This is a genomic window from Vibrio sp. L85, from assembly GCF_963871815.1.
In the GTDB taxonomy this organism is placed as follows: Bacteria; Pseudomonadota; Gammaproteobacteria; order Enterobacterales; family Vibrionaceae; genus Vibrio; species Vibrio harveyi.
The window spans coordinates 1-20,811 of sequence record NZ_CAWMYL010000136.1; the positions used below are offsets into that span (position 1 = coordinate 1).

Below are 20,811 nucleotides of genomic sequence, written 5' to 3' on the forward strand. Positions count from 1 at the left end.
CTTCTCGCTTCTCGCTTCTCGCTTCTCGCTTCTCGCTTCTCGCTTCTCACTTCTCGCTTCTCGCTATGCGCCAGGCGGCATCGCTAAACTGTCGGCAATCAACTGAATCAAGTGGTCTTCTACCGCGAAGCGTGTTTCAATGATTTCCCCAATCAAAGACATATCTTCGTCAAAATCAGCCAGTTCATCTTCGGCTGAAACATCAGAATATTTGTCGGTAAAGTTCAACAACGGCTCAGTAGTGAGGACGATCTTCGCGTAAGTTTGGTTAATTTCATCAGTAGCAACAAAGCCAGTGGCTTTCCACTTATCCATCACCATATCGTAGATTTTAAAATGACCTTCAGAGATATAATCCACAAGGTGTTGGCAGAAGTGCTGAAGTTCGTCAGGGGAAGGGAGTTCAACGACGTTGGATTTCGAACAAGGTTGCAGTGCTGCAAGCTTACAATATTCGACAATCAGAGATTGTCTCGTTTCCAGCCAATGGTCAATAACGTCATTGGAGCCGCCCCATTGGTCTTGTGTTTGTTTGAATTTTTTTAGCATGACCATGCCCTCATGATCTGATCGCCCGTTGGCGAACGTATCCTTTGCAAAGCAAAGTTAGTAAAGTGATTACAAACTCTTGTCCTTACTAGAATTTATAGTTGCAAATTTAGCGAACGACAAACTCTGGTATGAAATTAGATTGCCAGTAAAATGAATGAACTTCAAGCAAAGGGACGCTGTAATGTTAAGAAAAGGTGAAGTTAACCGTACGAAAAACGCCTATTGGTGTGTTGTCTCAGGAAGCGATGTTTGGCTGGTGGATGGTGCTATCCCATTTGGCAACGCAGAGCAGTTCTCACTGCCAGAAGCGAGTGCAAGGCAGATAGGTGAATACCAAGATGTCCCGGTGATGTGGGTAAACCTGTCGGATTTAGACCACGATTTAGAGCTTGTATCTTTGCGTGATTGTCTCCATTTCTCAGACTCCCTTTTTCTTTTGATCAGTAAAGCCATTCAGTATGGTCATATGACACAAAGCCTGCGTTTTTGTCCGCAATGCGGTGGTCGCAATTTCCTCAATAACAATCAATTGGCAATGCAGTGTGGTGAGTGCCGTACTTTGCATTATCCGCGTATTTTCCCATGCATCATTGTCGCTGTGCGTAAAGACAACCAAATCTTGCTAGCTCAGCACCCTCGCCATCGAAATGGCATGTATACTGTAATAGCGGGCTTTTTAGAGGTGGGTGAAACCTTGGAGGAGTGTGTGACACGCGAGGTGCACGAAGAGACCGGCGTACACGTTCAAAATATTCGCTATTTTGGCAGCCAACCATGGGCCTTTCCATCCAGCATGATGATGGCATTTCTTGCGGATTACGAGTCTGGTGAATTGAATCCTGATTACACCGAGCTGTCTGATGCTCAATGGTTTGGCGTTGATGATATGCCGCCAGTAGCCCCAAAAGGGACAATCGCAAGAGCATTAATTGAGCAAACAATTAGTGATATTCAGCAGGCTTGAGAGCCGACTCGTAAAGTGATTAAAGGAAAATGTAGAATCACTTTTGAGACAAAGGGGGTTGTTAGACTGACCTAGCACAGCATTCTGTAATGACACAATGATTAATAAAGGAGTATGTCTAATGAAATACAGATCAGCGTTATGGCTAGGTATTGCGTCTTTTTCTTTGGTAAGTGTTTCGGCACAGGCAAGTATTGAAGTGAAAGCGAAGCGTATGTTGACCGAAAATACAATGACGGAAAACGTCGCAAAAGTGCAAACCGCTTGTGGCAATGAAGTTCTTGAAACAAACTTTGACTGGGCTGCGTGGGATGACTACGACTTTGCTGAAGCTCGTTTAGACAAAGTAAAAACCACAGGTTGGCTGGGTGGCTTAATCAACTATATCTACGATGATATGGTTAAGCTATGCACGACGACTGAACATGCCGCACTTTATAAAGAAGAGTTCCAAAAAGTTCAACAAATCCAATTTGTTGGTCAAGACTCTGTGAAGGCGCGTAAAGCAGGTTTCTCTCTTGATGATGGTGGCAGTGTGCTTAAAGTCGCTTTGAACCCGAACGCGGCTTACGACTCTTCAACGCTGAAATATCTCAAGCAAGCGTGGAACTAAGGTAATGAAAAAAATACTCTTCCCCTTAGTTGCCATGGCTTCAAGCTTTTCTGCGGTCGCTGAAGAGCGTTACTCTATGGAAGATTTAACCGCTCTTCATAAAGCACAAAGCTGGAATGAGCTGCTCTATCATGCCAATGATATTCGTCCATCAAAGCGAGATGATGCTTGGCAAGGACTGGTGGCAGATGCTGCAACAGGAGCTTTCAATAGTTACGTTTCTTCCGGAGCCGCTGATAGCGCTATTGGTTTAGGGCAGCAGCTACTCACTGAGTATGCGTTTCTGTCTCAATCCAGTGATTTTACTCAAAGCTTTGCAAAAGCCATAGTTCCGGCAGCGCAATCTTGTATCAAGTATTCGATGGAAGGGTGTGTAGAGAGCTACGGACAACTGCTCGCCGAACTCTCTCCTGCGGGTAACGTAAGTTTTGAAGAAGGGACTAAGGTGTTCCAAAATGTCTCTAAATCTCTCGCGATTCCATTCTATGCCGCGGCAGTCAAGCAGTCTCCGGAATACTGTGCAGATGAAAAGGTCTCGAATGCGCTGTTGTATACGCTTGATCGACCGAGTAATTCTCAGTTTGCATTGGCAAAAGAAGTCGCAACAAATGGGTGTGCTAACACGGCACTAACAAACTTTGAGAATTACATTATTGACTCGCAATCGGTGCGGGAGACCTTGTGTCCGACTTACCTATCCAAAGGATATGTAAAAGGGGTCATGAAAAAAGTTTGCCAATCATGATTATGAAATATGAAGCCACCGTAAGGTGGCTTTTTTAATTCATTGAAAAATAGATAAAAAAAAACCCTCCGAGAGGGAGGGGGTAAGTAAGATGTCGTTATGAGATGCTGAGTACCGGGTACTCAGTTTATAATTGTAGTTTTCGCTAGCGAACAAATTTTTAACACTGATACCGATTGGGTGCAAATTAAGCACTGATTTAAAAGTTAATAACTTGATCCAGGTTGCAAAGCACACAGCTATTAGCCTTAAATCAGTGATAGAATACCCCCTTTCAAAGAAAGCCTAACAATTGGAATTACGGAATGACTGAATTAAAAAATGATCGTTATCTGCGTGCCCTTTTAAAAGAGCCAGTAGATTACACGCCAGTATGGATGATGCGTCAGGCAGGTCGTTACCTACCAGAATACAAAGCAACTCGTGCGCAAGCGGGCGATTTCATGTCTTTGTGTAAAAACGCGGAGTTGGCGTCAGAAGTAACGCTTCAACCACTACGCCGTTTTCCTCTTGATGCAGCGATCTTGTTCTCTGACATCCTAACTATCCCAGATGCAATGGGCTTAGAACTTCGTTTTGCTGCTGGTGAAGGTCCGGTTTTCGATAAACCAATCACTTGCAAAGCAGACGTTGAAAAGATCGGTCTGCCGGATCCAGAAGGCGAACTGCAATACGTAATGAACGCAGTGCGTCAAATCCGCAAAGACTTGAATGGTGACGTTCCACTGATTGGTTTCTCTGGTAGCCCATGGACACTGGCGACTTACATGGTTGAAGGCGGCAGCTCGAAAGCGTTCACCAAGATCAAGAAGATGATGTACGCAGAACCACAAACTCTGCATCTACTTCTAGATAAGCTAGCAGACAGCGTTATCGAGTACCTAAACGCGCAAATTAAAGCGGGTGCACAATCGGTGATGGTATTTGATACATGGGGTGGTGTACTGACACCTCGTGACTACAACCTGTTCTCTCTGCAATACATGCACAAGATTGTAGATGGTCTGATTCGTGAAAACGACGGTCGCCGTGTACCAGTAACGCTGTTCACTAAGAACGGTGGTATGTGGCTTGAGCAAATCGCAGCAACGGGCTGCGATGCGGTAGGTCTAGACTGGACAATCAACATCGCAGACGCGAAAGCGCGTATCGGTGATAAAGTGGCTCTACAAGGTAACATGGACCCATCAATGCTTTACGCTTCACCAGAGCGTATCCGTGAAGAAGTCGCGGGTATTCTAGAAGGCTTTGGCGATGCAGGTACTGGTCACGTGTTCAACCTAGGTCACGGTATCCACTTGGATGTGCCGCCAGAAAACGCAGGTGTGTTTGTGGAAGCGGTACACGAGCTATCTAAGCCATACCACAAGTAACTTCGACTTTTTGAAATTAAATACCGGCAATCAGTGCCGGTATTTTTTTACCTGAAATTCAAGATAGTACAGCTCTGATAGTATTTGGTCTGCCATGATCTAATTACTATTCTAGCTGCACGTTAGACATTAAAGTTTAATATAAACAAATGTTTATGATTGCGGGGTTTATGTTCTAGTTTTCTTGTACAGATAAACAAGCAATTAGATCATGGGTAACCTAAAGCATCGAATGAACGCGTTTTTTAAGATATGGCACGACGTCAGATTCAAACCAAGGGTTCTTCTTTAACCACAATGTGTTGCGTGGAGAAGGGTGGGGAAGTGGAATAAAGTCAGGTTCCCAATCCTGCCATTGCTGAACAGTTTGCGTGAGCGTCTTTGGTTTGTTGGTGAGATAGTACTGCTGTGAGTACTGACCAATCAGTAGCGTCAGCTCTATATTGGGCAACTGCTCAAGAATCTGTTTATGCCAAGCTGGCGCACATTCTTTACGAGGTGGTAGATCACCTGAGTTTCCTTTACCTGGATAACAGAAGCCCATTGGGACAATGGCAATTTTGTTTGGGTCGTAGAAAATGTATTTGTCGATATCGAGCCATTGGCGTAACCGATCGCCGCTTGGATCGTTCCAAGGTATCGAGGTTTTGTGTACGCGCGTTCCCGGCGCTTGTCCGATGATTAGAATGCGTGCGTCTTTTGCGGCTTGTACGATAGGGTTTGCACCCAAAGGTAAATCGTCTGCACAGATCTGGCAGGCACGTACTTGCTTTAGCAATGTTTCTAAAGACATAAGATGGTTAATACCCTTTATCGAAATCGACCTGATTATTAAGAGAGAAACCGTCTCGCCAACTCAAGTAGTTATCTGCAAAAATGTCGACCACTTGCTCAGGGAAACTCAATGCTGCGATGTGGGGTGTGATGGTTACCTGCGGAAGTTTCCAAAACGGATGTTGCGGCGAGAGTGGTTCTTGTTCAAATACATCGAGAAAAGCATGTTCCACCCAGCGATTCTTGAGCGCGAGCAATAGACCTACATCATCAATCACATCACCTCTTCCGACATTAAATAACAGTGCCTGATTAAGGTGGCTTAACACTTCACTATTGAGTAAGTGCTGCGTATCCGGTGTGCTCGGTAGCGTATTCACAACAATATCCGCTTGGTGAAAAGCGCTTGCTAGTTCATTGATGTGATAGGTTTGAGCAAATTCACCGCCAGAGGTTGGAATCCCGGTACGATTCACTCCGATAGTCTTTATTCCCATCAATTGCGCTGCATTCCCCAAGTAGCTACCAATACTGCCTGTACCAACAATCACCATAGTTTTGCTTTGCAGCGAGGTGTACAGATGCGGTTGCCACTGCTTGTTCTGCTGTTGCTGGTGGTATTGCATAAAGTGGCGGAAGTGAGCAATGCAGTAGCCAATTACGTACTCGGCAATTAATGGTCCGAAAATGCCGCGTACGTTGGTTAAAGTGTAATCCTGGCGTAGATTTGGTGACATTAAGGCATTCACACCAGCAAATGTGGATTGCACCCACTCAAGCTGTGAAAACTCGTCTAACCTTTGTGATAGTAATGGTGGATCCGCCAGTACGATCTGAGCTTCTTCAGGTTGGTCGGTGAGGCAAAGATCGGGCAGATTTTTCTCTGCCAGTAACGTTTCGTAGGTGTCGCGATGCTCTGAGAGCAGGAAAATCTGATTTGGATGCTGCATTAACTTTTTTCCCTGTGATGAATCAAGTACACTTTCGCTGTTTTTTTCTTCAATGATTGAGTGACTATGCTTAAGAATCCTCTTCAGGTTCGTTTGGAAAAACTAGAACCTTGGCAACAAATTACCTTCATGGCGTGTCTGTGTGAACGCATGTATCCAAACTATGCGATGTTTTGTGAGAATACAGAATTTGCTGAGCCACGTGCTTACCGAGCGATTCTTGATAGTGTATGGGAAATTCTGACGGTTAAGAACGCGAAAATTAACTTCGAACGTCAATTAGAGAAGTTAGAAGAGTTGTTCCCAAGTGCGGATGAATTCGATTTTTACGGTGTTTACCCAGCGATGGACGCGTGTCAGAGCCTGTCGACATTGTTGCATGGCCTGTTGGATCGCGACTACCTTTTCGACTCAATGCTTAAAGTGAGCCAACAGTCGGTAAAAACCGTTGCTGACCTAGAACAAGCACAAGGTGCGGAGCCAATCACCAACGACAATCAAAAAGAAAATGAAGCCGTATGTGAAGAGTGGGATGTTCAATGGGCGATCTTCCGTCCACTGCGTGAAGCGGTGGAACGCGACATCTGCTTGATTAAAGATTTGCGTGAAGAGCTACGTGAAGACGCCGTGAGCAATATCGGCATCACACTTTAATTATTGAATAGACAGAACAAAGGCATCCAAATTGGATGCCTTTTTATTTTTGCATATGGGCTGTTATGCCCAGTACTGATTACGATTCTTTAGATTCTGGCTTCGTTGGCTCTTGAGCTTCTGGCTCTTTGTCCTGTTTCTCCAGCCCTTCCTCTTCTTCATCGTCATCGCGGCTTTCAATTACGCCGTGCTTTTCTTTCCAGCTTTCCCAGCGTTGGTAAGCCAGTTCTTGCATGTCTGTGCTCTTATCCGCTTCATCGATGATCTCTTCACCCAATAGGTGCTCAAAGATGTCTTCTAGCGTTACCAAGCCTTGTACTGTGCCGTATTCGTCAACCACAAGCGCTAGCTGCAGACGGTGAGTCATCATTTGGTCAAACACTTTTGGTAGAGCTGTGTTGTTCAGTACCACTTGGATTGGACGCATGACCGAACCGAGTTGTTTTTGACCACTGCCCGATTGTTGCAGCTTGAACAGCTCTAGACGGTGCACAAAACCAATGATGTTATCTTTCTGTTCGCTGTAAACCAGTGGGCGAGAGAAAGGCGTCTCTTTATGCTTCTCTAGGAAGTCGTTGATGGTCATGGTTGCGTCTACGCGGAATACGACCGGACGCGGTGTCATGACTTGTGTTACTGGCACGTCTTGAATGCCCAGTAGGTTGCTCAGGATCTTTGATTCGCCTTCTGCGAACTCTCCGCTCTCTTTTGCCAGAATGGCCATAGCAGATAACTCATCGCGCATCTTCGGTGCTTCGTGGTTACGAGCTAGGCGCTTAGTGATTTGCTCAGAGAACCATACGAATGGCGTTAGTGCCCATACCATCCAGCGCAGCGATACCGCCGCAGATGGTGCAAGTTGGCGCCAGTAAGTTGCACCAATCGTCTTAGGTACAATTTCTGATAGAACAAGAATCGCCAGTGTCAGTACCGCAGAGAAGATACCTAGTGCTTCGCTACCGAACACTACCGCCGCTTGTGCACCTGCCGTTGCTGCACCGATAGTGTGAGCAATGGTGTTCAGGGTCAGGATCGAAGCCAGTGGTCGGTCGATGTCTGCTTTCAGTTTTTCTAACTGAGCAGAAGCAGGGTGCCCCTGTTGTTTGAGCTGCGCAATGTAGCTCGGACTGATACTAAGAAGTACCGCCTCCAGTACCGAACAGATAAACGAAATGCCGATAGCAATAGAGATATAAATGGATAACAGCAGCATAGTTGCCCTTGAATGTAATGTGATAGTCGGGATTTTAAGCGATTATAACCGCAAAAGCGCCCTATAAATCGTTCTAATTGCATTAGAAAGCAAGCGCTTTGCCCGTACAAGTAGTAACAAATTGTGAGTTATTACTCATATTATGGCTAAAACTACGTCAGAAAATCGAAAGATCGCTTACAAACCTTTGCCAGATGGGGCATTTATGTTTTAGAGTGAGATGAATTCGATAACATATGAGAAGGGAAACCTAATGAACAAGACCCAATTAATCGACTTTATTGCAGAGAAAGCAGACCTATCTAAAGCACAAGCTAAAGCTGCTCTTGAAGCAACTCTTGAGGGTGTTACTGGCGCTCTTAAAGAGGGTGACCAAGTTCAACTAATTGGTTTTGGTACATTCAAAGTAAACCACCGCGCTGCACGTACTGGTCGTAACCCTAAGACTGGTGACGAGATTCAAATCGCAGCAGCTAACGTACCAGCATTCGTAGCAGGTAAAGCGCTGAAAGAATCAGTAAACTAAGTTAAAATGCACCGAGGTATCCTGCCTCGGTGCAATTTCATGAAAAAACATCTACTCACTTCACTCCTTTTATCAAGCCTCGCTCTTGTTGGCTGTTCTTCTGTTGAAACCCCAAACCTTGACCAATTTACCCATTTCTCTGGCGGGAAAATCATGGGTGATGCCACCAGTTTGTATTGGATGACAGAACGTTTGACACGCGTTAGTACGGCTGCAGACTACGTAGCTATGGGTGATTCCGGCTCGTATCAGAGTGATTATCGCTGGGACGATGGTGAGCTAAGAGAGTTGATTCGAAAAGGTGAGCAACTCGATACAAAACAAGGATTGGTGCCTTTTCAAATCCACATTCGATTCAATAAAGATGGCGATGCGATCTATCAGCAATACCGTGTGAACGGGAAAGTGCTGCCTTTACGACGTGATCAGCTAGAGCGTTACAAGACAGAAGCGAATGATGTGGTTGCTTCGATCAAGAGTCAATCTCGCGAAGGTCAGAGTTTAATTCAGGGCTATTGGGATGGCGAGACGTTCGAAACCTGCAAAGGACGTGAGTTCGCGACGCTAGAATTTAACCAGACTTTACCTAAGTTTGTGATTGATAGATTGGCATCGGTAGATAGCTACATTGCATTTATCGGCAAAGAGTCACGTAATACAGCAACTGTTGACGAATTGTTGATGCTTAATGATGACAACTTTGATTGTATCCCACGACCAAAGCTGATCTCTGAGTAAGTTCTGAGCTTAGCTTCATGCTAGTGGAGTCACATGAATAAAAAAGGCGCTTAATGCGCCTTTTGTCTTTTTAGCCAACTGAAGTTGTTTTTATTTTTCTTGCTCACGTGCGATTGCACGGTAGCCGATATCGTTGCGATGGAACATGCCATCCCAACTGATCTGTTTTGAAAGTTCATAAGCGCGTTGCTGTGCTTCTGATACGCTGTTACCAAGTGCTGTTGCACAAAGTACACGGCCGCCGTTTGTCACAATGTCGCCGTCTTTGTTGTGTGTACCTGCGTGGAAGACCTTCTCACCTTCAATTTCAACTTGTGGAAGACCTGAGATAATGTCGCCCTTGTTGTACGCAGCAGGATAGCCTCCGGCGGCTAACACAATACCAATCGATGCTCGTGGATCCCATTTTGATTCCACTTGATCCAGTTTGGCATCAATAGCAGCCAGACATAGATCAACAAGATCCGATTCCATGCGCATCATGATCGGTTGTGTTTCTGGATCACCAAAGCGGCAGTTGTACTCGATCACTTTCGGCGTACCGTCTTTATCGATCATTAAACCCGCGTATAGGAAACCTGTGTAAGGGTTGCCTTCTGAAGCCATCCCACGCACTGTTGGGTAAATCACTTCTTCCATGATGCGGTTATGAATTTCAGGTGTTACCACTGGAGCAGGAGAATAAGCGCCCATGCCGCCTGTGTTTGGACCGGTATCTTTGTCGCCTACGCGTTTGTGGTCTTGGCTGGTGGCCATTGGCAAAACGTTCTCACCATCCACCATCACGATGAAGCTTGCTTCTTCCCCATCTAGGAATTCTTCGATAACCACACGACTGCCAGCATCACCAAATGCATTACCCGCTAGCATATCCTTGATGGCGTCTTCAGCTTCTTCTAGTGTCATTGCCACAATCACGCCTTTGCCAGCGGCAAGACCATCAGCTTTGACTACAATTGGTGCACCTTGTTCACGTACGTAAGCGAGTGCAGGCTCGATTTCAGTGAAGTTTGCGTATGCTCCCGTCGGGATTTGGTGACGAGCAAGAAAGTCTTTAGTAAACGCTTTAGAGCCTTCAAGCTGCGCTGCTGCTTGTGTTGGACCAAAGATCGGCAGACCTGCTTCTCGGAAAGCATCCACAACACCGATAACCAATGGTGCTTCAGGACCAACGATGGTCAGCTCAATGGCTTTCTCTTTTGCGAATGCAACCAGACCTGCGATGTCTTCTACTGCGATATTTACGTTCTCTAGTTTAGGCTCTAGTGCTGTGCCTGCGTTACCCGGAGCAACGAAGATAGTCTCAACATTTGGGTTTTGCGCCGCTTTCCAACCTAGTGCGTGTTCACGACCGCCTGAACCAATGATAAGTACATTCATGTTTTAAACCTTCAATCAAAATTGATAGTAGTAGAACTAGAAAATGTTTGAGCAACACGAAAGGAAAGTGTTGCTCATCTCGGAGCGCAACGCTCTTGTATCCAGTAGCGAAGCGCTCTCGCATCTTTTCTTTCTAGTGGCGGAAGTGACGCATACCTGTAAAGATCATTGCCATGCCGTGTTCGTCTGCTGCTGCGATAACTTCGTCATCGCGCATCGAGCCGCCAGGTTGAATCACACACTTGATGCCAGCTTCTGCTGCTGCATCGATACCATCACGGAATGGGAAGAACGCATCAGATGCCATTACGCTACCTGCGACTTCTAGACCTTCGTCTGCTGCTTTGATTCCCGCAATTTTCGCTGAGTAAACGCGGCTCATTTGACCTGCGCCTACGCCGATGGTCATGTCACCTTTCGCGTAAACAATCGCGTTAGATTTCACGTATTTCGCTACTTTCCAGCAGAACAGTGCATCTTTCAGCTCTTCTTCTGTTGGCTGGCGCTTAGAAACCACTTTCAGGTCATCTAGGCTTACCATGCCTTGGTCACGGTCTTGAACCAGTAGACCGCCATTCACGCGTTTCACGTCAAAGCCCGTTGTCTTCGTTGACCATTCGCCACACTCAAGCAGGCGCACGTTCTTCTTCGCTGCAACCACTTCAATCGCTTCAGCAGAAACACAAGGTGCGATGATGACTTCAACGAATTGACGTTCAACAATAGCGGTTGCTGTTTCAGCATCTAGCTCTTGGTTGAATGCAATGATGCCGCCGAATGCAGATGTTGGGTCAGTTTGGTAAGCGCGGTTGTACGCTTCTAGGATGTCTTTACCTAGAGCCACACCACATGGGTTCGCGTGTTTTACGATCACACATGCTGGTTCGTTGAACTCTTTCACACACTCAAGTGCTGCATCTGTGTCTGCGATGTTGTTGTAAGAAAGGGCTTTACCTTGGATTTGGCGAGCAGTAGAAACAGACGCCTCTTGTGGGTTTGCTTCTACGTAAAAAGCAGCTGCTTGGTGGCTATTCTCACCGTAGCGCATATCTTGTTTTTTCTCGAACTGTTGGTTGAATGTTCGAGGGAATTTGCTCTTGTTTTCAGGAGAAGGTTCATCACCTTCTTTGTTCTCACCGTAAGATGGAACCATAGTGCCGAAGTAGTTTGCGATCATGCCATCGTAAGCCGCAGTGTGCTCAAATGCTGCGATAGCAAGGTCGAAACGGGTATCTAGAGTAAGGGATTTGTCGTTTGCATCCATCTCTGCGATTACGCGCTGGTAATCACCTGCGTTAACGACGATAGTCACGTCTTTGTGGTTTTTCGCAGCAGAGCGAACCATAGTTGGACCGCCGATATCGATGTTTTCAACTGCGTCAGCTAGAGTACAACCCTCTTTTGCTACGGTTTCTGCGAATGGGTATAGGTTAACAACAACCATATCGATAGGGTTGATGCCGTGTTTTTCCATCACGTCATCATCTTGACCACGGCGACCCAGTACACCACCGTGAACTTTTGGGTGAAGCGTCTTAACGCGACCGTCCATCATTTCTGGGAAACCAGTGTAGTCAGAGACTTCGGTTACTGCAATGCCTTGCTCAGCAAGTAGACGAGCCGTACCACCAGTAGATAGGATATCGACACCGCGCTCAGCAAGAGCTTGTGCAAACTCAACAATACCTGTTTTGTCTGATACGCTGATAAGCGCACGGCGAATAGGACGAGCGTTGTTCATGCTTCCATTTTCCTCAAATTCACGGAGTTAAAGATGTTTGCCAAAAATGAACTTGTTTTTACCTCATGGGGTAAAATATTGGCCAGTTTTGGTAAAGACCTTTTCAGGTGTTTTCATGCTTAGAAAACAGTCTCCACTATTTGATGGCGCGTATTCTAACCAATTTATTACAAAAAAGCTCGCGCAATCGTTTGGCATCTCAAAAATAATTGCAAAAAACTCGATCTTTGGCTTTAAAAGTAACGAGATAGTTAATAAGGAAAGTTATGTTTCAGATAGGTGAACTGGCGAAACGCTGTGGTGTGACTGCCGATACATTACGTTTCTACGAAAAAAATACACTGATCCAGCCCGCAGGACGAAGTGAATCGGGCTATCGCTTATACAACGAAGAAAACCAAAAACAGGTACGCTTCATTCTCAAAGCGAAAGAGCTTGGCTTAAGTTTAGAGGAAATAAAAGAGCTTCTAGAAATCAAATTAGAAGCGACAGAACACAGCTGTGCAGAAGTAAAAGCTATCACTTCTGCAAAGTTAACTTTAATTGATGAAAAAATAGCGGAACTGACAAAGATTCGCACCGCATTAAAGAAGATCAACGACGCTTGCTGTGGGCATAACAATGACGATGCCAGCCACTGTTCTATCCTCGCAGCCCTTGAGTAGCGTGCTACTTAATTTAAGTTTGCATTTTTGGCGGCTTGCTTTTCTAGGTTCAAGCCGTTTTCCCACCTATAATCTCGGCTTTAGTCGACTGTAAGAATGTGTAGTCCTATCTATTCCTAAAGCGACGCTGTCTATTAGATACGAGAGTTTTCATACATGGTTGGAGTCTATTTTCAAATCAATGACTGGGTTTTGAGCGTTGATGAAAATAAGCTGTATCGACAAGACAGGGAAGTTACCGTTGAGCCACGCTTAATTAATTTGCTGCATTTTCTTGCAGAGCACGCTAGTGAAGTATTCAACCGCGAAGAGCTGATCCAATACGTTTGGGCGGGTGCGATTGTGACTGACCAAGTTGTGACGCAATCCATTTTTGAACTGCGTAAACTGCTGCGCGACGGTCGAGAAGAAAACACCAGCTACGTGATCACTGTGCCTAAACGTGGTTACAAGTTGGTAGCAAATGTGACGCCGATGACGCACGAGGAATTCCTCGCTCGCCGTCATTGTGATACAGAGATTCTTGCTCCGATCGTAGAAGAAATCGAAGAAGAACAATCAGAAATCTCAACTTCTACGATTGCATTTCCGGCAGGTCCGTTAACTCGCGCTGTATGCGAGATGTCAAAAGAGAAAAAAGCACCGCGCAAGCCGAATAAAATCAGCCCTTGGCGATTAGGTTTCATGAACTTCATTTGGATCAGTATTTTGGTCGTGGTGATGGGGGTGTTTACCTATAAGCAATCTGAAGTGCGCATTACACAAGCCATTGATACTCACCTTATCGAATTCAAGTTTCAGGATAACTTCAGCAAAGAAGGTCGTAGCTATGACTTAGCCGACGGGTTTGCACAGAAGTTGATGGCAGATGTGGCTCAAGTCAGTGATTATCGAGTCATGTTGAAAAAGGCGACCTTTACTACTGGTATTGTACCGGGTAAGTCTGTGGTGGTACGTGTTAAAGAAAACGACGGTGGCAGCTTCCTTGAGGTGGAATATCGCAATAACTCCTCCGAAAAGGTTTTGTTCAGCCGCCAATACGCGTTAACCAATAGCCATTTGAAGTCGGTTATGCAGCAAGCCTCTCTAGATTTGATGCGCGCACTAAAAGTGCCAGATGCAAAATTAAAATCCAAGGTGCTGGTGGCGGGTATGCCAATGAACCCAGACGCATTGGAGCTGTTTGTTGAGGCAAACCACTACTTGAATGTGTCGGATGCGAATCAATTCCAGCACGGTATCGACTTGATGGAGAGAATTCTCGAGATTGAACCGGATAACGCTTATGTACAAGCTGAGCTGTTGATTGCCTATCATGTGCAAAAGGCGCTTGATCCTGCATTGGAGCTGAGAAAAGGCAGAGTTCAGCAGTTGAGTGAGAAATTGGAAACCAATTCAAAGATGATGGTGGGACCAATTCAGCCACGTATTTATGAAGCGTTAGCGCTGCATGAGACCATTGCAGGTGACATCGATTTGGCTAAGCAGCATTTGAATCAAGCTCTCGAGGTTCGAGACTCAGTTCTGTCTTATGTCATTAGAGGCAAGCACGCGGAATTGGATGGTGATTTGGATTGGGCAAGTGAGTCTTACAGTGAAGCCTTCTATATAGATACATCTGTAGAGACCTATTTGCTATGCGAAAACTTGGTCTTTCCAAGCAATATGAAGGCGATTGATTACGCCATGTATCGAGCAGTGCACCCTTCTGTGGTTCGTATGTTGTAGTAAGCCCTCTTTTATCAATCAGAGACACTTAGCCCTTCACTTCGGTGAGGGGCTTTTTTGTCTCTACGTTATTAAATCGCTATCTTCTTGCTTTTTGAATAGAGCTTGCTTTACAGGGGGTGGTAGGCTTTTCATTCTATCTTCTATCTTCTATCTTCTATCTTCTATCTTCTATCTTCTATCTCACCATCTTTGTATTTTGCTTGTGTTTATTAATGAGCGGCTCTTATCGAGTTTTTGCTAGAGCTACCTTTTTTTCCCATTGCTCTACCTTTGGTTTGTGTACTTATTGTCTGTCACAACCACACTGTTGTTTATGTGTACTTACGTTGGTATCTATGCAGAACGAGGGGAAAAGAAGAGGGAAGTTTGATGTAAGTCAACGGAGCAATAAAGGTAGGAAAAAGCGGCGTCAACAGTTTGGGTAATTAGCCATGGTTTCTTTTGATGTTGATAGAGGTTGATAAGCTTGATGGAAAATTTGTTGAGGTTGATGTTTTTAGGTTTCCGATAAGAGCGTTTGATGTTATTGGGCTAACCTTCTGTATTTATTGGTTTTATATTTTTGTGTTTATAAGGTTTATCTCAACTTTATACCGATGGGCTAATTGTTTTATTGATAACGCCAAGTTTATTTTTTTCCCAGTTTTTGGGCGTAGTCTTCACTTCGAAATTTAGCGAGGTCGAGCAGATTCCTCCTCATAGCATCTCGCTAATAACCATTCAGTTTGAGTCATGTTGACTCGAGTAGAATAGATTTGGAGATGTTATGTCATCGAATGCGAAAAAAATCGGCCTTATTGCCTGTACGGGTGTCGTAGCCGGTAACATGATGGGTAGTGGTATTGCACTATTACCTTCTAGTCTTGCCTCTGTAGGCTCTGTTTCAATCTTCAGTTGGCTGATCTGTTTGGTCGGTGCACTGAGTCTGGCGTTCGTTTACGCTCGTCTGGCAACCAAAAACCCACAAGAAGGTGGTCCTATCGCTTATGCTGGCGAAGTGTCTCCGGTATTTGGTTTCCAAACGGGCGTTCTTTATTACCACGCGAACTGGATTGGTAACCTGGCTATTGCCATTACAGGTGTTTCTTACCTTTCAGTATTCTTCCCTGTGCTTAATAACCCAATCCCAGCAGGTATTGCGACGATTGCATCGGTATGGATCTTCACTTTCGTCAACCTACTTGGTGGTAGCTGGGTAAGCCGTCTATGTACGCTTGGTCTAGTTCTTATCCTTATCCCAGTTGTTGGTACAGCCGCATTTGGTTGGACGCACTTCGATACTGCGCTTTACAGCCAAAACTGGAACGTATCAGCAGGCACTGACAGCCACGCGGTAGTAACTGCGGTTCTTATCTGTCTATGGTCATTCGTAGGTGTGGAATCAGCAGCGGTATCGACTGGTATGGTAGAAAACCCTAAACGTACCGTACCACTAGCAACTATGTTGGGTACTGGTATCGCAGGTGTGATTTACATCCTATCAACTCAAATGATCAGCGGCATGTTCCCTGCGTCAGAAGTTGCGGCATCAGGTGCGCCATTTGCACTAGCAACCACTGAGCTATTCGGTAGCTGGACAGCACCATTCGTATCAGCATTTACAGCACTAGCATGTTTCACTTCGCTAGGTTCTTGGATGATGCTAGTAGGTGAAGCAGGTAAACGCGCAGCAAACGACGGCAACTTCCCTAAAATCTACGGCGAAACTGACAAAAACGGTGTGCCTAAGAAAGGTCTAATCCTTGCGTCAATCAAGATGACTGCACTGATGGTTGTACTGATGTTCTTCAGCTCTAAAACAGCGCACGCATCAGACCTGTTCAACCAACTAACGACTGACGCAGTTCTACTAACTATGCTGCCTTACTTCTACTCAAGCATTAACTTGATTCGCTTCGAAGGTATGACAACACGCAACGGCTTCGTAATGCTGTTCTCTGGTGTGGCTTGTCTGTTCTGCTTCATCGCACTAGCAGGTGCAGAGGGCGGTACGCTAACAGCAACCTTCATCGTGTCTCTAGTTATCTTGATGTTCTACAGCAAAAAAGCAGGTCTTGCTCAGTACGTGAAAATGCACGCTGACGATATGCCTGCCCAAGCAAGCAACTAATCCCCAAAACGCTGGCACTAAGGTGCCAGCCCATAAAACCCAAATTCACGCGGCGCTCACCTTACTCATTGCCTGTAAATGGCAAAGAGCGCCCTCATTCGCCTTGGAGATGTCCAAATGAATATATTCGCTATCTTGAACCACATGGGTGTGTTCTTTAAAGAAGAGCCAGTTCGTCAACTTCACGCTGCTCTTGAGAAAGCGGGCTACGAAGTGGTTTACCCAGTAGATGATAAAGACTTGATCAAGATGATTGAGATGAACCCACGCATTTGCGGTGTGCTGTTCGACTGGGATAAATACTCACTAGAGCTATGTGAACGTATCAGCCAAATCAACGAAAAACTGCCTGTTCACGCATTTGCTAACGAACAGTCTACTCTAGACATTTCACTAACAGACCTACGTCTAAACGTGAGCTTCTTCGAGTACGCTTTAGGTATGGCTGACGACATCGCTATCAAAATCAACCAAGCGACTGAGGCATACAAAGATGCCATCATGCCTCCATTCACTAAAGCGTTATTCAAATACGTAGAAGAAGGTAAATACACCTTCTGTACTCCAGGTCACATGGGCGGTACTGCATTCCAGAAAAGCCCTGCTGGTAGCATCTTCTACGATTTTTACGGTCCAAACACATTTAAAGCGGACGTATCAATCTCAATGCCTGAGCTAGGTTCTCTACTAGACCACTCAGGTCCACATAAAGATGCAGAAGAATACATCGCACGCACATTCAATGCAGACAGCTCGTACATCGTAACTAACGGTACGTCTACATCGAACAAAATTGTTGGCATGTACTCAGCACCTGCGGGCAGCACAGTACTGATTGACCGTAACTGTCACAAATCTCTGACTCACCTAATGATGATGAGCGACGTGACACCAATCTACTTCCGCCCAACTCGTAACGCATACGGCATCCTTGGTGGTATCCCACAAAGCGAATTCAGCCGCGATGTAATCGAAGAGAAAGTGGCGAAAACACCAGGTGCAACAGCACCAACTTACGCAGTAGTGACTAACTCAACTTACGATGGCTTGCTGTACAACACACAATTCATCAAAGAGTCGCTAGATTGTAAACACATCCACTTCGACAGTGCTTGGGTGCCTTACACTAACTTCAACCCAATTTACGAAGGTAAATGTGGTATGAGTGGTGAAGCGATGCCAGGCAAAGTGTTCTACGAGACACAATCAACACACAAACTGTTGGCGGCATTCTCACAAGCTTCAATGATTCACGTGAAAGGTGACTTTGATAAAGAATCTTTCAACGAAGCCTTCATGATGCACACTTCAACTTCACCTCAGTACGGCATTGTTGCTTCTACTGAAACTGCAGCGGCAATGATGCGCGGCAACACTGGTAAGAAGTTGATGCAAGACTCTATCGATCGCGCAATCCGCTTCCGTAAAGAGATCAAACGTCTAGAAGCAGAAAGCGACAGCTGGTTCTTCGATGTATGGCAACCAGAAAACATCGATACCACAGAATGTTGGAAACTAGACCCTAGCGACACATGGCACGGCTTCAAGAACATGGATGATAACCACATGTATCTTGACCCAATCAAAGTAACGCTACTGACTCCAGGGATGAATAAAGAAGGCGAACTAGAAGAATCAGGTATTCCTGCTTCGCTGGTGGCTAAATTCCTAGACGAGCGCGGCATCGTGGTAGAGAAAACAGGTCCATACAACTTGTTGTTCCTATTCTCAATCGGTATCGACAAATCAAAAGCAATGCAATTGCTACGCGGTCTAACTGAATTTAAGCGTGGCTACGACTTGAACCTAACCATCAAGAGCTTCCTACCTTCGCTATACAACGAAGATCCAAGCTTTTATGAAGGCATGCGCGTTCAAGAACTAGCACAAGCAATTCATGACCTAACTAAGAAATACAACCTACCAGAGCTAATGTACAAAGCGTTCGATGTTCTTCCAGAAATGAAAGTAACACCACACGCAGCATGGCAAGAAGAGCTTCGCGGTAACGTAGAAGAAATCAAACTGGAAGAAATGGTTGGTCGCGTAAGTGCGAACATGATCCTTCCTTACCCTCCAGGTGTGCCACTAGTACTTCCTGGTGAAATGGTGACTCAAGAGTCTCGCCCTGTGCTGGACTTCCTAGAGATGCTTTGTGAGATCGGTGCGCATTACCCAGGTTTCGAAACCGACATCCACGGTCTATACCAACAAAAAGATGGTAGCTACACCGTAAAAGTATTGAAGAACTAAGTTCCTCTCGAAGATGACGCTATTGGGAATGCAAGCATGCTCCACTCTTACGAGCTCAATGCGTCATCGAACAATAACGGCATTTAGATATACCCCTAACTATTCTGTCGTAAAGAGAAGGGCAAGGATGCTCTGATCTTTTCTTCTATATAGAAGAATAACTTTTCCAAGACTTCACCTGAAGTACCCCAAGTAAAAAGCAAAGACCAAAAGAGCAGCATGAAAGTGCCGCTCTTTTTTTGCTATCTATATAGAAAAGATATCAACAGCCAAAGCTAGGCAAACTCCATCACGATACGCCCATTAATTTCACCTTTCTCCATATCAGCAAAGATGTCATTGATATCTTCAAGATGTTTAACTTCGGTAATGGCTTTTACTTTTCCTTCTGCTGCGAATTGTAAGCACTCTTGCAAGTCTTTGCGTGTGCCAACAATAGAGCCAATCACTTTGACACCATTTAGCACCGTATCAAAGATAGGGATTGGCATCTCTTCAGGAGGAAGACCAACAAGAACGCATGCGCCACCACGGCGTATGGAGTGATAAGCCTCTTGGAATGCAGGCTTCGATACTGCAGTACATACAACGCCATGCACGCCGCCATTAGTGATGGTCTTAATACGCTCTGATGGTTTCTCTTTCATAAAGTCGATGGTGTGTTGCGCACCTAGACTTTTAGCGAGTGCGAGCTTCTCATCACCAGTATCTACAGCAATAACATTCATGCCCATAGCTACAGCATATTGAATGGCTAAATGACCTAAACCACCTGCACCGACAATTGCCACCCATTGACCTGGTTTTACATCTGTTACTTTGAGCGCCTTATAAGTGGTAACACCTGCACAGAAGAGGGGAGCTGCATCCACATAGCTTAAGCCATCTGGAATCTTCACGACGTACTCACCATGAGCAAGACAGAACTCTGCATAACCGCCATCAACGGAATAACCAGCGTTATGTTGATCTAAACACAGCGTCTCTTGCCCTTCTAAACAATAGTCGCAATGACCACATGCACTATACAACCAAGGAACACCAACACGATCACCTGCTTTGAGATGATGTATCTCGCTGCCAACTTCGACGATTTCACCCACACCTTCATGTCCTGGTACCAGAGGCATTTTGGGTTTTACCGGCCAATCGCCATGACAAGCGTGCAGATCAGTATGACAAACACCACATGCATGAACCTTTACGAGTACATCACGAGGTTTAACGTTGGGTAAAGGAATATCCTTGATAACAAGCGGACCTTTAAATTCACTAACAACTGCGGCTTTCATGAATAACTCTCCAATAATGATAACGAGAATCATTCTTGATCGATATGTAAGGAAGTGCAGTGATCTGAATCAAAAATCGATTTTTGTTTAAATAGACCATAGTCGAAACTGGTTATTGGTAAGACGGCTTACCTTTAATTTCTGTGAAAAGAAGAGGAGAACGTGACGAAAAACTACGAGAAGACTGCAATGAAGTCTGACTTTACTCCTCTCTAGGATCGAATAATTACGTCAAAGATCCTCTGCTTTGCCGTATATCTGAACAAAGTGTTTGTTATTTGTTCGGTTGAAAGTTTTTTTGCAAAAAACGCTTGTGCTAATTTCTCAACTCCCTATACTGCGCATCCACCGACACGGAGTGAGACGAAAGTCACACAGCGAGTCGGAAGAGAGAAAAAAGAATTTAAAAAAATGCTTGACTCTCTCACGGTGTGAAGTAAGATACGCACCCCTAACGACGAGCAACTAAGTTGCTGAAAATGTTAGAAAAGCTCTTTAAAAATAAGAACCTATCAATCTGTGTGGGCACTCGTTGAT

Annotated in this window: 18 protein-coding genes; 11 read left to right on the forward strand and 7 right to left on the reverse strand. The window is 45.1% G+C overall.

All coding sequences use genetic code 11. From position 1 onward, the window contains the following. Positions 1 to 63 precede the first annotated feature (63 nt). The gene (locus AACR11_RS13715) at positions 64 to 555 is read right to left on the reverse strand and encodes an Rsd/AlgQ family anti-sigma factor (protein ID WP_079324794.1); all 492 of its coding nucleotides are present in this window, start codon (positions 553 to 555) and stop codon (positions 64 to 66) included. 178 nt (positions 556 to 733) lie between these two features. Between AACR11_RS13715 and nudC the strand changes: the two genes are divergently transcribed. The 4 genes from nudC to hemE all read left to right on the forward strand — a co-directional run bounded on the left by nudC (position 734) and on the right by hemE (position 4,247). Then, positions 734 to 1,516: an NAD(+) diphosphatase gene (gene nudC / locus AACR11_RS13720; RefSeq protein WP_029790833.1), complete on the forward strand. Its 783-nt coding sequence runs from the start codon at positions 734 to 736 to the stop codon at positions 1,514 to 1,516. A 121-nt stretch (positions 1,517 to 1,637) separates the two neighbouring features. Next, positions 1,638 to 2,129, forward strand: a complete 492-nt coding sequence (locus AACR11_RS13725) for a hypothetical protein (protein ID WP_005451133.1) — start codon at positions 1,638 to 1,640, stop codon at positions 2,127 to 2,129. A 4-nt stretch (positions 2,130 to 2,133) separates the two neighbouring features. Beyond that, a complete protein-coding gene (locus AACR11_RS13730; RefSeq protein ID WP_029790831.1) occupies positions 2,134 to 2,874 on the forward strand; it encodes a hypothetical protein in 741 nt (246 codons plus the stop codon). A gap of 305 nt (positions 2,875 to 3,179) precedes the next feature. After that, positions 3,180 to 4,247 (forward strand): uroporphyrinogen decarboxylase, encoded by a 1,068-nt coding sequence (gene hemE / locus AACR11_RS13735; RefSeq protein ID WP_005433634.1) that lies wholly within the window; start codon positions 3,180 to 3,182, stop codon positions 4,245 to 4,247. Between the two features lie 220 nt (positions 4,248 to 4,467). Here the strand turns inward: hemE and AACR11_RS13740 are convergent, their stop codons facing one another. Next, complete coding sequence (locus AACR11_RS13740) at positions 4,468 to 5,040, reverse strand: uracil-DNA glycosylase family protein (protein ID WP_029790828.1); 573 nt, start codon at positions 5,038 to 5,040, stop codon at positions 4,468 to 4,470. A gap of 7 nt (positions 5,041 to 5,047) precedes the next feature. Beyond that, positions 5,048 to 5,971, reverse strand: coding sequence for a D-2-hydroxyacid dehydrogenase (locus tag AACR11_RS13745; protein WP_029790825.1), 924 nt, complete (start codon positions 5,969 to 5,971; stop codon positions 5,048 to 5,050). A 66-nt stretch (positions 5,972 to 6,037) separates the two neighbouring features. Here AACR11_RS13745 and AACR11_RS13750 point away from each other — a divergent pair, with 66 nt between their 5' ends. Continuing rightward, positions 6,038 to 6,625: a YjaG family protein gene (locus AACR11_RS13750; protein ID WP_005451139.1), complete on the forward strand. Its 588-nt coding sequence runs from the start codon at positions 6,038 to 6,040 to the stop codon at positions 6,623 to 6,625. A 79-nt stretch (positions 6,626 to 6,704) separates the two neighbouring features. Here AACR11_RS13750 and AACR11_RS13755 read toward each other — a convergent pair whose 3' ends face one another. Beyond that, positions 6,705 to 7,838 (reverse strand): CNNM domain-containing protein, encoded by a 1,134-nt coding sequence (locus AACR11_RS13755; RefSeq protein ID WP_005451141.1) that lies wholly within the window; start codon positions 7,836 to 7,838, stop codon positions 6,705 to 6,707. A gap of 253 nt (positions 7,839 to 8,091) precedes the next feature. Between AACR11_RS13755 and hupA the strand changes: the two genes are divergently transcribed. Both hupA and AACR11_RS13765 read left to right on the forward strand, forming a co-directional pair. Continuing rightward, the gene (gene hupA, locus AACR11_RS13760) at positions 8,092 to 8,364 is read left to right on the forward strand and encodes a nucleoid-associated protein HU-alpha (RefSeq protein WP_005433627.1); all 273 of its coding nucleotides are present in this window, start codon (positions 8,092 to 8,094) and stop codon (positions 8,362 to 8,364) included. Between the two features lie 39 nt (positions 8,365 to 8,403). Then, a complete protein-coding gene (locus AACR11_RS13765; RefSeq protein WP_009699654.1) occupies positions 8,404 to 9,102 on the forward strand; it encodes a DUF1481 domain-containing protein in 699 nt (232 codons plus the stop codon). Positions 9,103 to 9,192: 90 nt separating this feature from the next. Here AACR11_RS13765 and purD read toward each other — a convergent pair whose 3' ends face one another. Both purD and purH read right to left on the reverse strand, forming a co-directional pair. Beyond that, the gene (gene purD / locus AACR11_RS13770) at positions 9,193 to 10,482 is read right to left on the reverse strand and encodes a phosphoribosylamine--glycine ligase (RefSeq protein WP_029790821.1); all 1,290 of its coding nucleotides are present in this window, start codon (positions 10,480 to 10,482) and stop codon (positions 9,193 to 9,195) included. 133 nt (positions 10,483 to 10,615) lie between these two features. Next, complete coding sequence (gene purH / locus AACR11_RS13775) at positions 10,616 to 12,223, reverse strand: bifunctional phosphoribosylaminoimidazolecarboxamide formyltransferase/IMP cyclohydrolase (RefSeq protein ID WP_029790820.1); 1,608 nt, start codon at positions 12,221 to 12,223, stop codon at positions 10,616 to 10,618. 266 nt (positions 12,224 to 12,489) lie between these two features. On the opposite strand from purH, the gene zntR reads away from it, so the two are divergent. The 4 genes from zntR to AACR11_RS13795 all read left to right on the forward strand — a co-directional run bounded on the left by zntR (position 12,490) and on the right by AACR11_RS13795 (position 18,982). Then, positions 12,490 to 12,888, forward strand: a complete 399-nt coding sequence (gene zntR, locus AACR11_RS13780) for a Zn(2+)-responsive transcriptional regulator (protein WP_005451151.1) — start codon at positions 12,490 to 12,492, stop codon at positions 12,886 to 12,888. A gap of 156 nt (positions 12,889 to 13,044) precedes the next feature. Beyond that, positions 13,045 to 14,616 carry a lysine decarboxylation/transport transcriptional activator CadC gene (gene cadC / locus AACR11_RS13785; RefSeq protein WP_009697530.1) on the forward strand — a complete coding sequence of 524 codons (1,572 nt, stop codon included), beginning with the start codon at positions 13,045 to 13,047 and terminating at the stop codon, positions 14,614 to 14,616. 769 nt (positions 14,617 to 15,385) lie between these two features. After that, the gene (cadB, locus tag AACR11_RS13790; protein ID WP_005434864.1) at positions 15,386 to 16,729 is read left to right on the forward strand and encodes a cadaverine/lysine antiporter; all 1,344 of its coding nucleotides are present in this window, start codon (positions 15,386 to 15,388) and stop codon (positions 16,727 to 16,729) included. 117 nt (positions 16,730 to 16,846) lie between these two features. Further along, positions 16,847 to 18,982 (forward strand): lysine decarboxylase CadA, encoded by a 2,136-nt coding sequence (locus tag AACR11_RS13795; RefSeq protein ID WP_029790817.1) that lies wholly within the window; start codon positions 16,847 to 16,849, stop codon positions 18,980 to 18,982. A gap of 275 nt (positions 18,983 to 19,257) precedes the next feature. Here AACR11_RS13795 and adhP read toward each other — a convergent pair whose 3' ends face one another. Then, positions 19,258 to 20,274, reverse strand: a complete 1,017-nt coding sequence (gene adhP / locus AACR11_RS13800; RefSeq protein WP_009697531.1) for an alcohol dehydrogenase AdhP — start codon at positions 20,272 to 20,274, stop codon at positions 19,258 to 19,260. Positions 20,275 to 20,811: the final 537 nt, after the last annotated feature.

Excerpts from the sequence above, each read along its gene's own strand:
- purH (WP_029790820.1), bottom strand. The coding sequence starts at position 12,223 with ATGAACAACGCTCGTCCTATTCGCCGTGCGCTTATCAGCGTATCAGAC.
- AACR11_RS13730 (WP_029790831.1), top strand. The coding sequence starts at position 2,134 with ATGAAAAAAATACTCTTCCCCTTAGTTGCCATGGCTTCAAGCTTTTCT.
- adhP (WP_009697531.1), bottom strand. The coding sequence starts at position 20,274 with ATGAAAGCCGCAGTTGTTAGTGAATTTAAAGGTCCGCTTGTTATCAAG.
- cadC (WP_009697530.1), top strand. The coding sequence starts at position 13,045 with ATGGTTGGAGTCTATTTTCAAATCAATGACTGGGTTTTGAGCGTTGAT.
- AACR11_RS13795 (WP_029790817.1), top strand. The coding sequence starts at position 16,847 with ATGAATATATTCGCTATCTTGAACCACATGGGTGTGTTCTTTAAAGAA.
- zntR (WP_005451151.1), top strand. The coding sequence starts at position 12,490 with ATGTTTCAGATAGGTGAACTGGCGAAACGCTGTGGTGTGACTGCCGAT.
- AACR11_RS13765 (WP_009699654.1), top strand. The coding sequence starts at position 8,404 with ATGAAAAAACATCTACTCACTTCACTCCTTTTATCAAGCCTCGCTCTT.
- nudC (WP_029790833.1), top strand. The coding sequence starts at position 734 with ATGTTAAGAAAAGGTGAAGTTAACCGTACGAAAAACGCCTATTGGTGT.
- AACR11_RS13745 (WP_029790825.1), bottom strand. The coding sequence starts at position 5,971 with ATGCAGCATCCAAATCAGATTTTCCTGCTCTCAGAGCATCGCGACACC.
- hupA (WP_005433627.1), top strand. The coding sequence starts at position 8,092 with ATGAACAAGACCCAATTAATCGACTTTATTGCAGAGAAAGCAGACCTA.
- purD (WP_029790821.1), bottom strand. The coding sequence starts at position 10,482 with ATGAATGTACTTATCATTGGTTCAGGCGGTCGTGAACACGCACTAGGT.
- hemE (WP_005433634.1), top strand. The coding sequence starts at position 3,180 with ATGACTGAATTAAAAAATGATCGTTATCTGCGTGCCCTTTTAAAAGAG.
- AACR11_RS13750 (WP_005451139.1), top strand. The coding sequence starts at position 6,038 with ATGCTTAAGAATCCTCTTCAGGTTCGTTTGGAAAAACTAGAACCTTGG.
- AACR11_RS13755 (WP_005451141.1), bottom strand. The coding sequence starts at position 7,838 with ATGCTGCTGTTATCCATTTATATCTCTATTGCTATCGGCATTTCGTTT.
- AACR11_RS13715 (WP_079324794.1), bottom strand. The coding sequence starts at position 555 with ATGGTCATGCTAAAAAAATTCAAACAAACACAAGACCAATGGGGCGGC.
- AACR11_RS13740 (WP_029790828.1), bottom strand. The coding sequence starts at position 5,040 with ATGTCTTTAGAAACATTGCTAAAGCAAGTACGTGCCTGCCAGATCTGT.
- AACR11_RS13725 (WP_005451133.1), top strand. The coding sequence starts at position 1,638 with ATGAAATACAGATCAGCGTTATGGCTAGGTATTGCGTCTTTTTCTTTG.
- cadB (WP_005434864.1), top strand. The coding sequence starts at position 15,386 with ATGTCATCGAATGCGAAAAAAATCGGCCTTATTGCCTGTACGGGTGTC.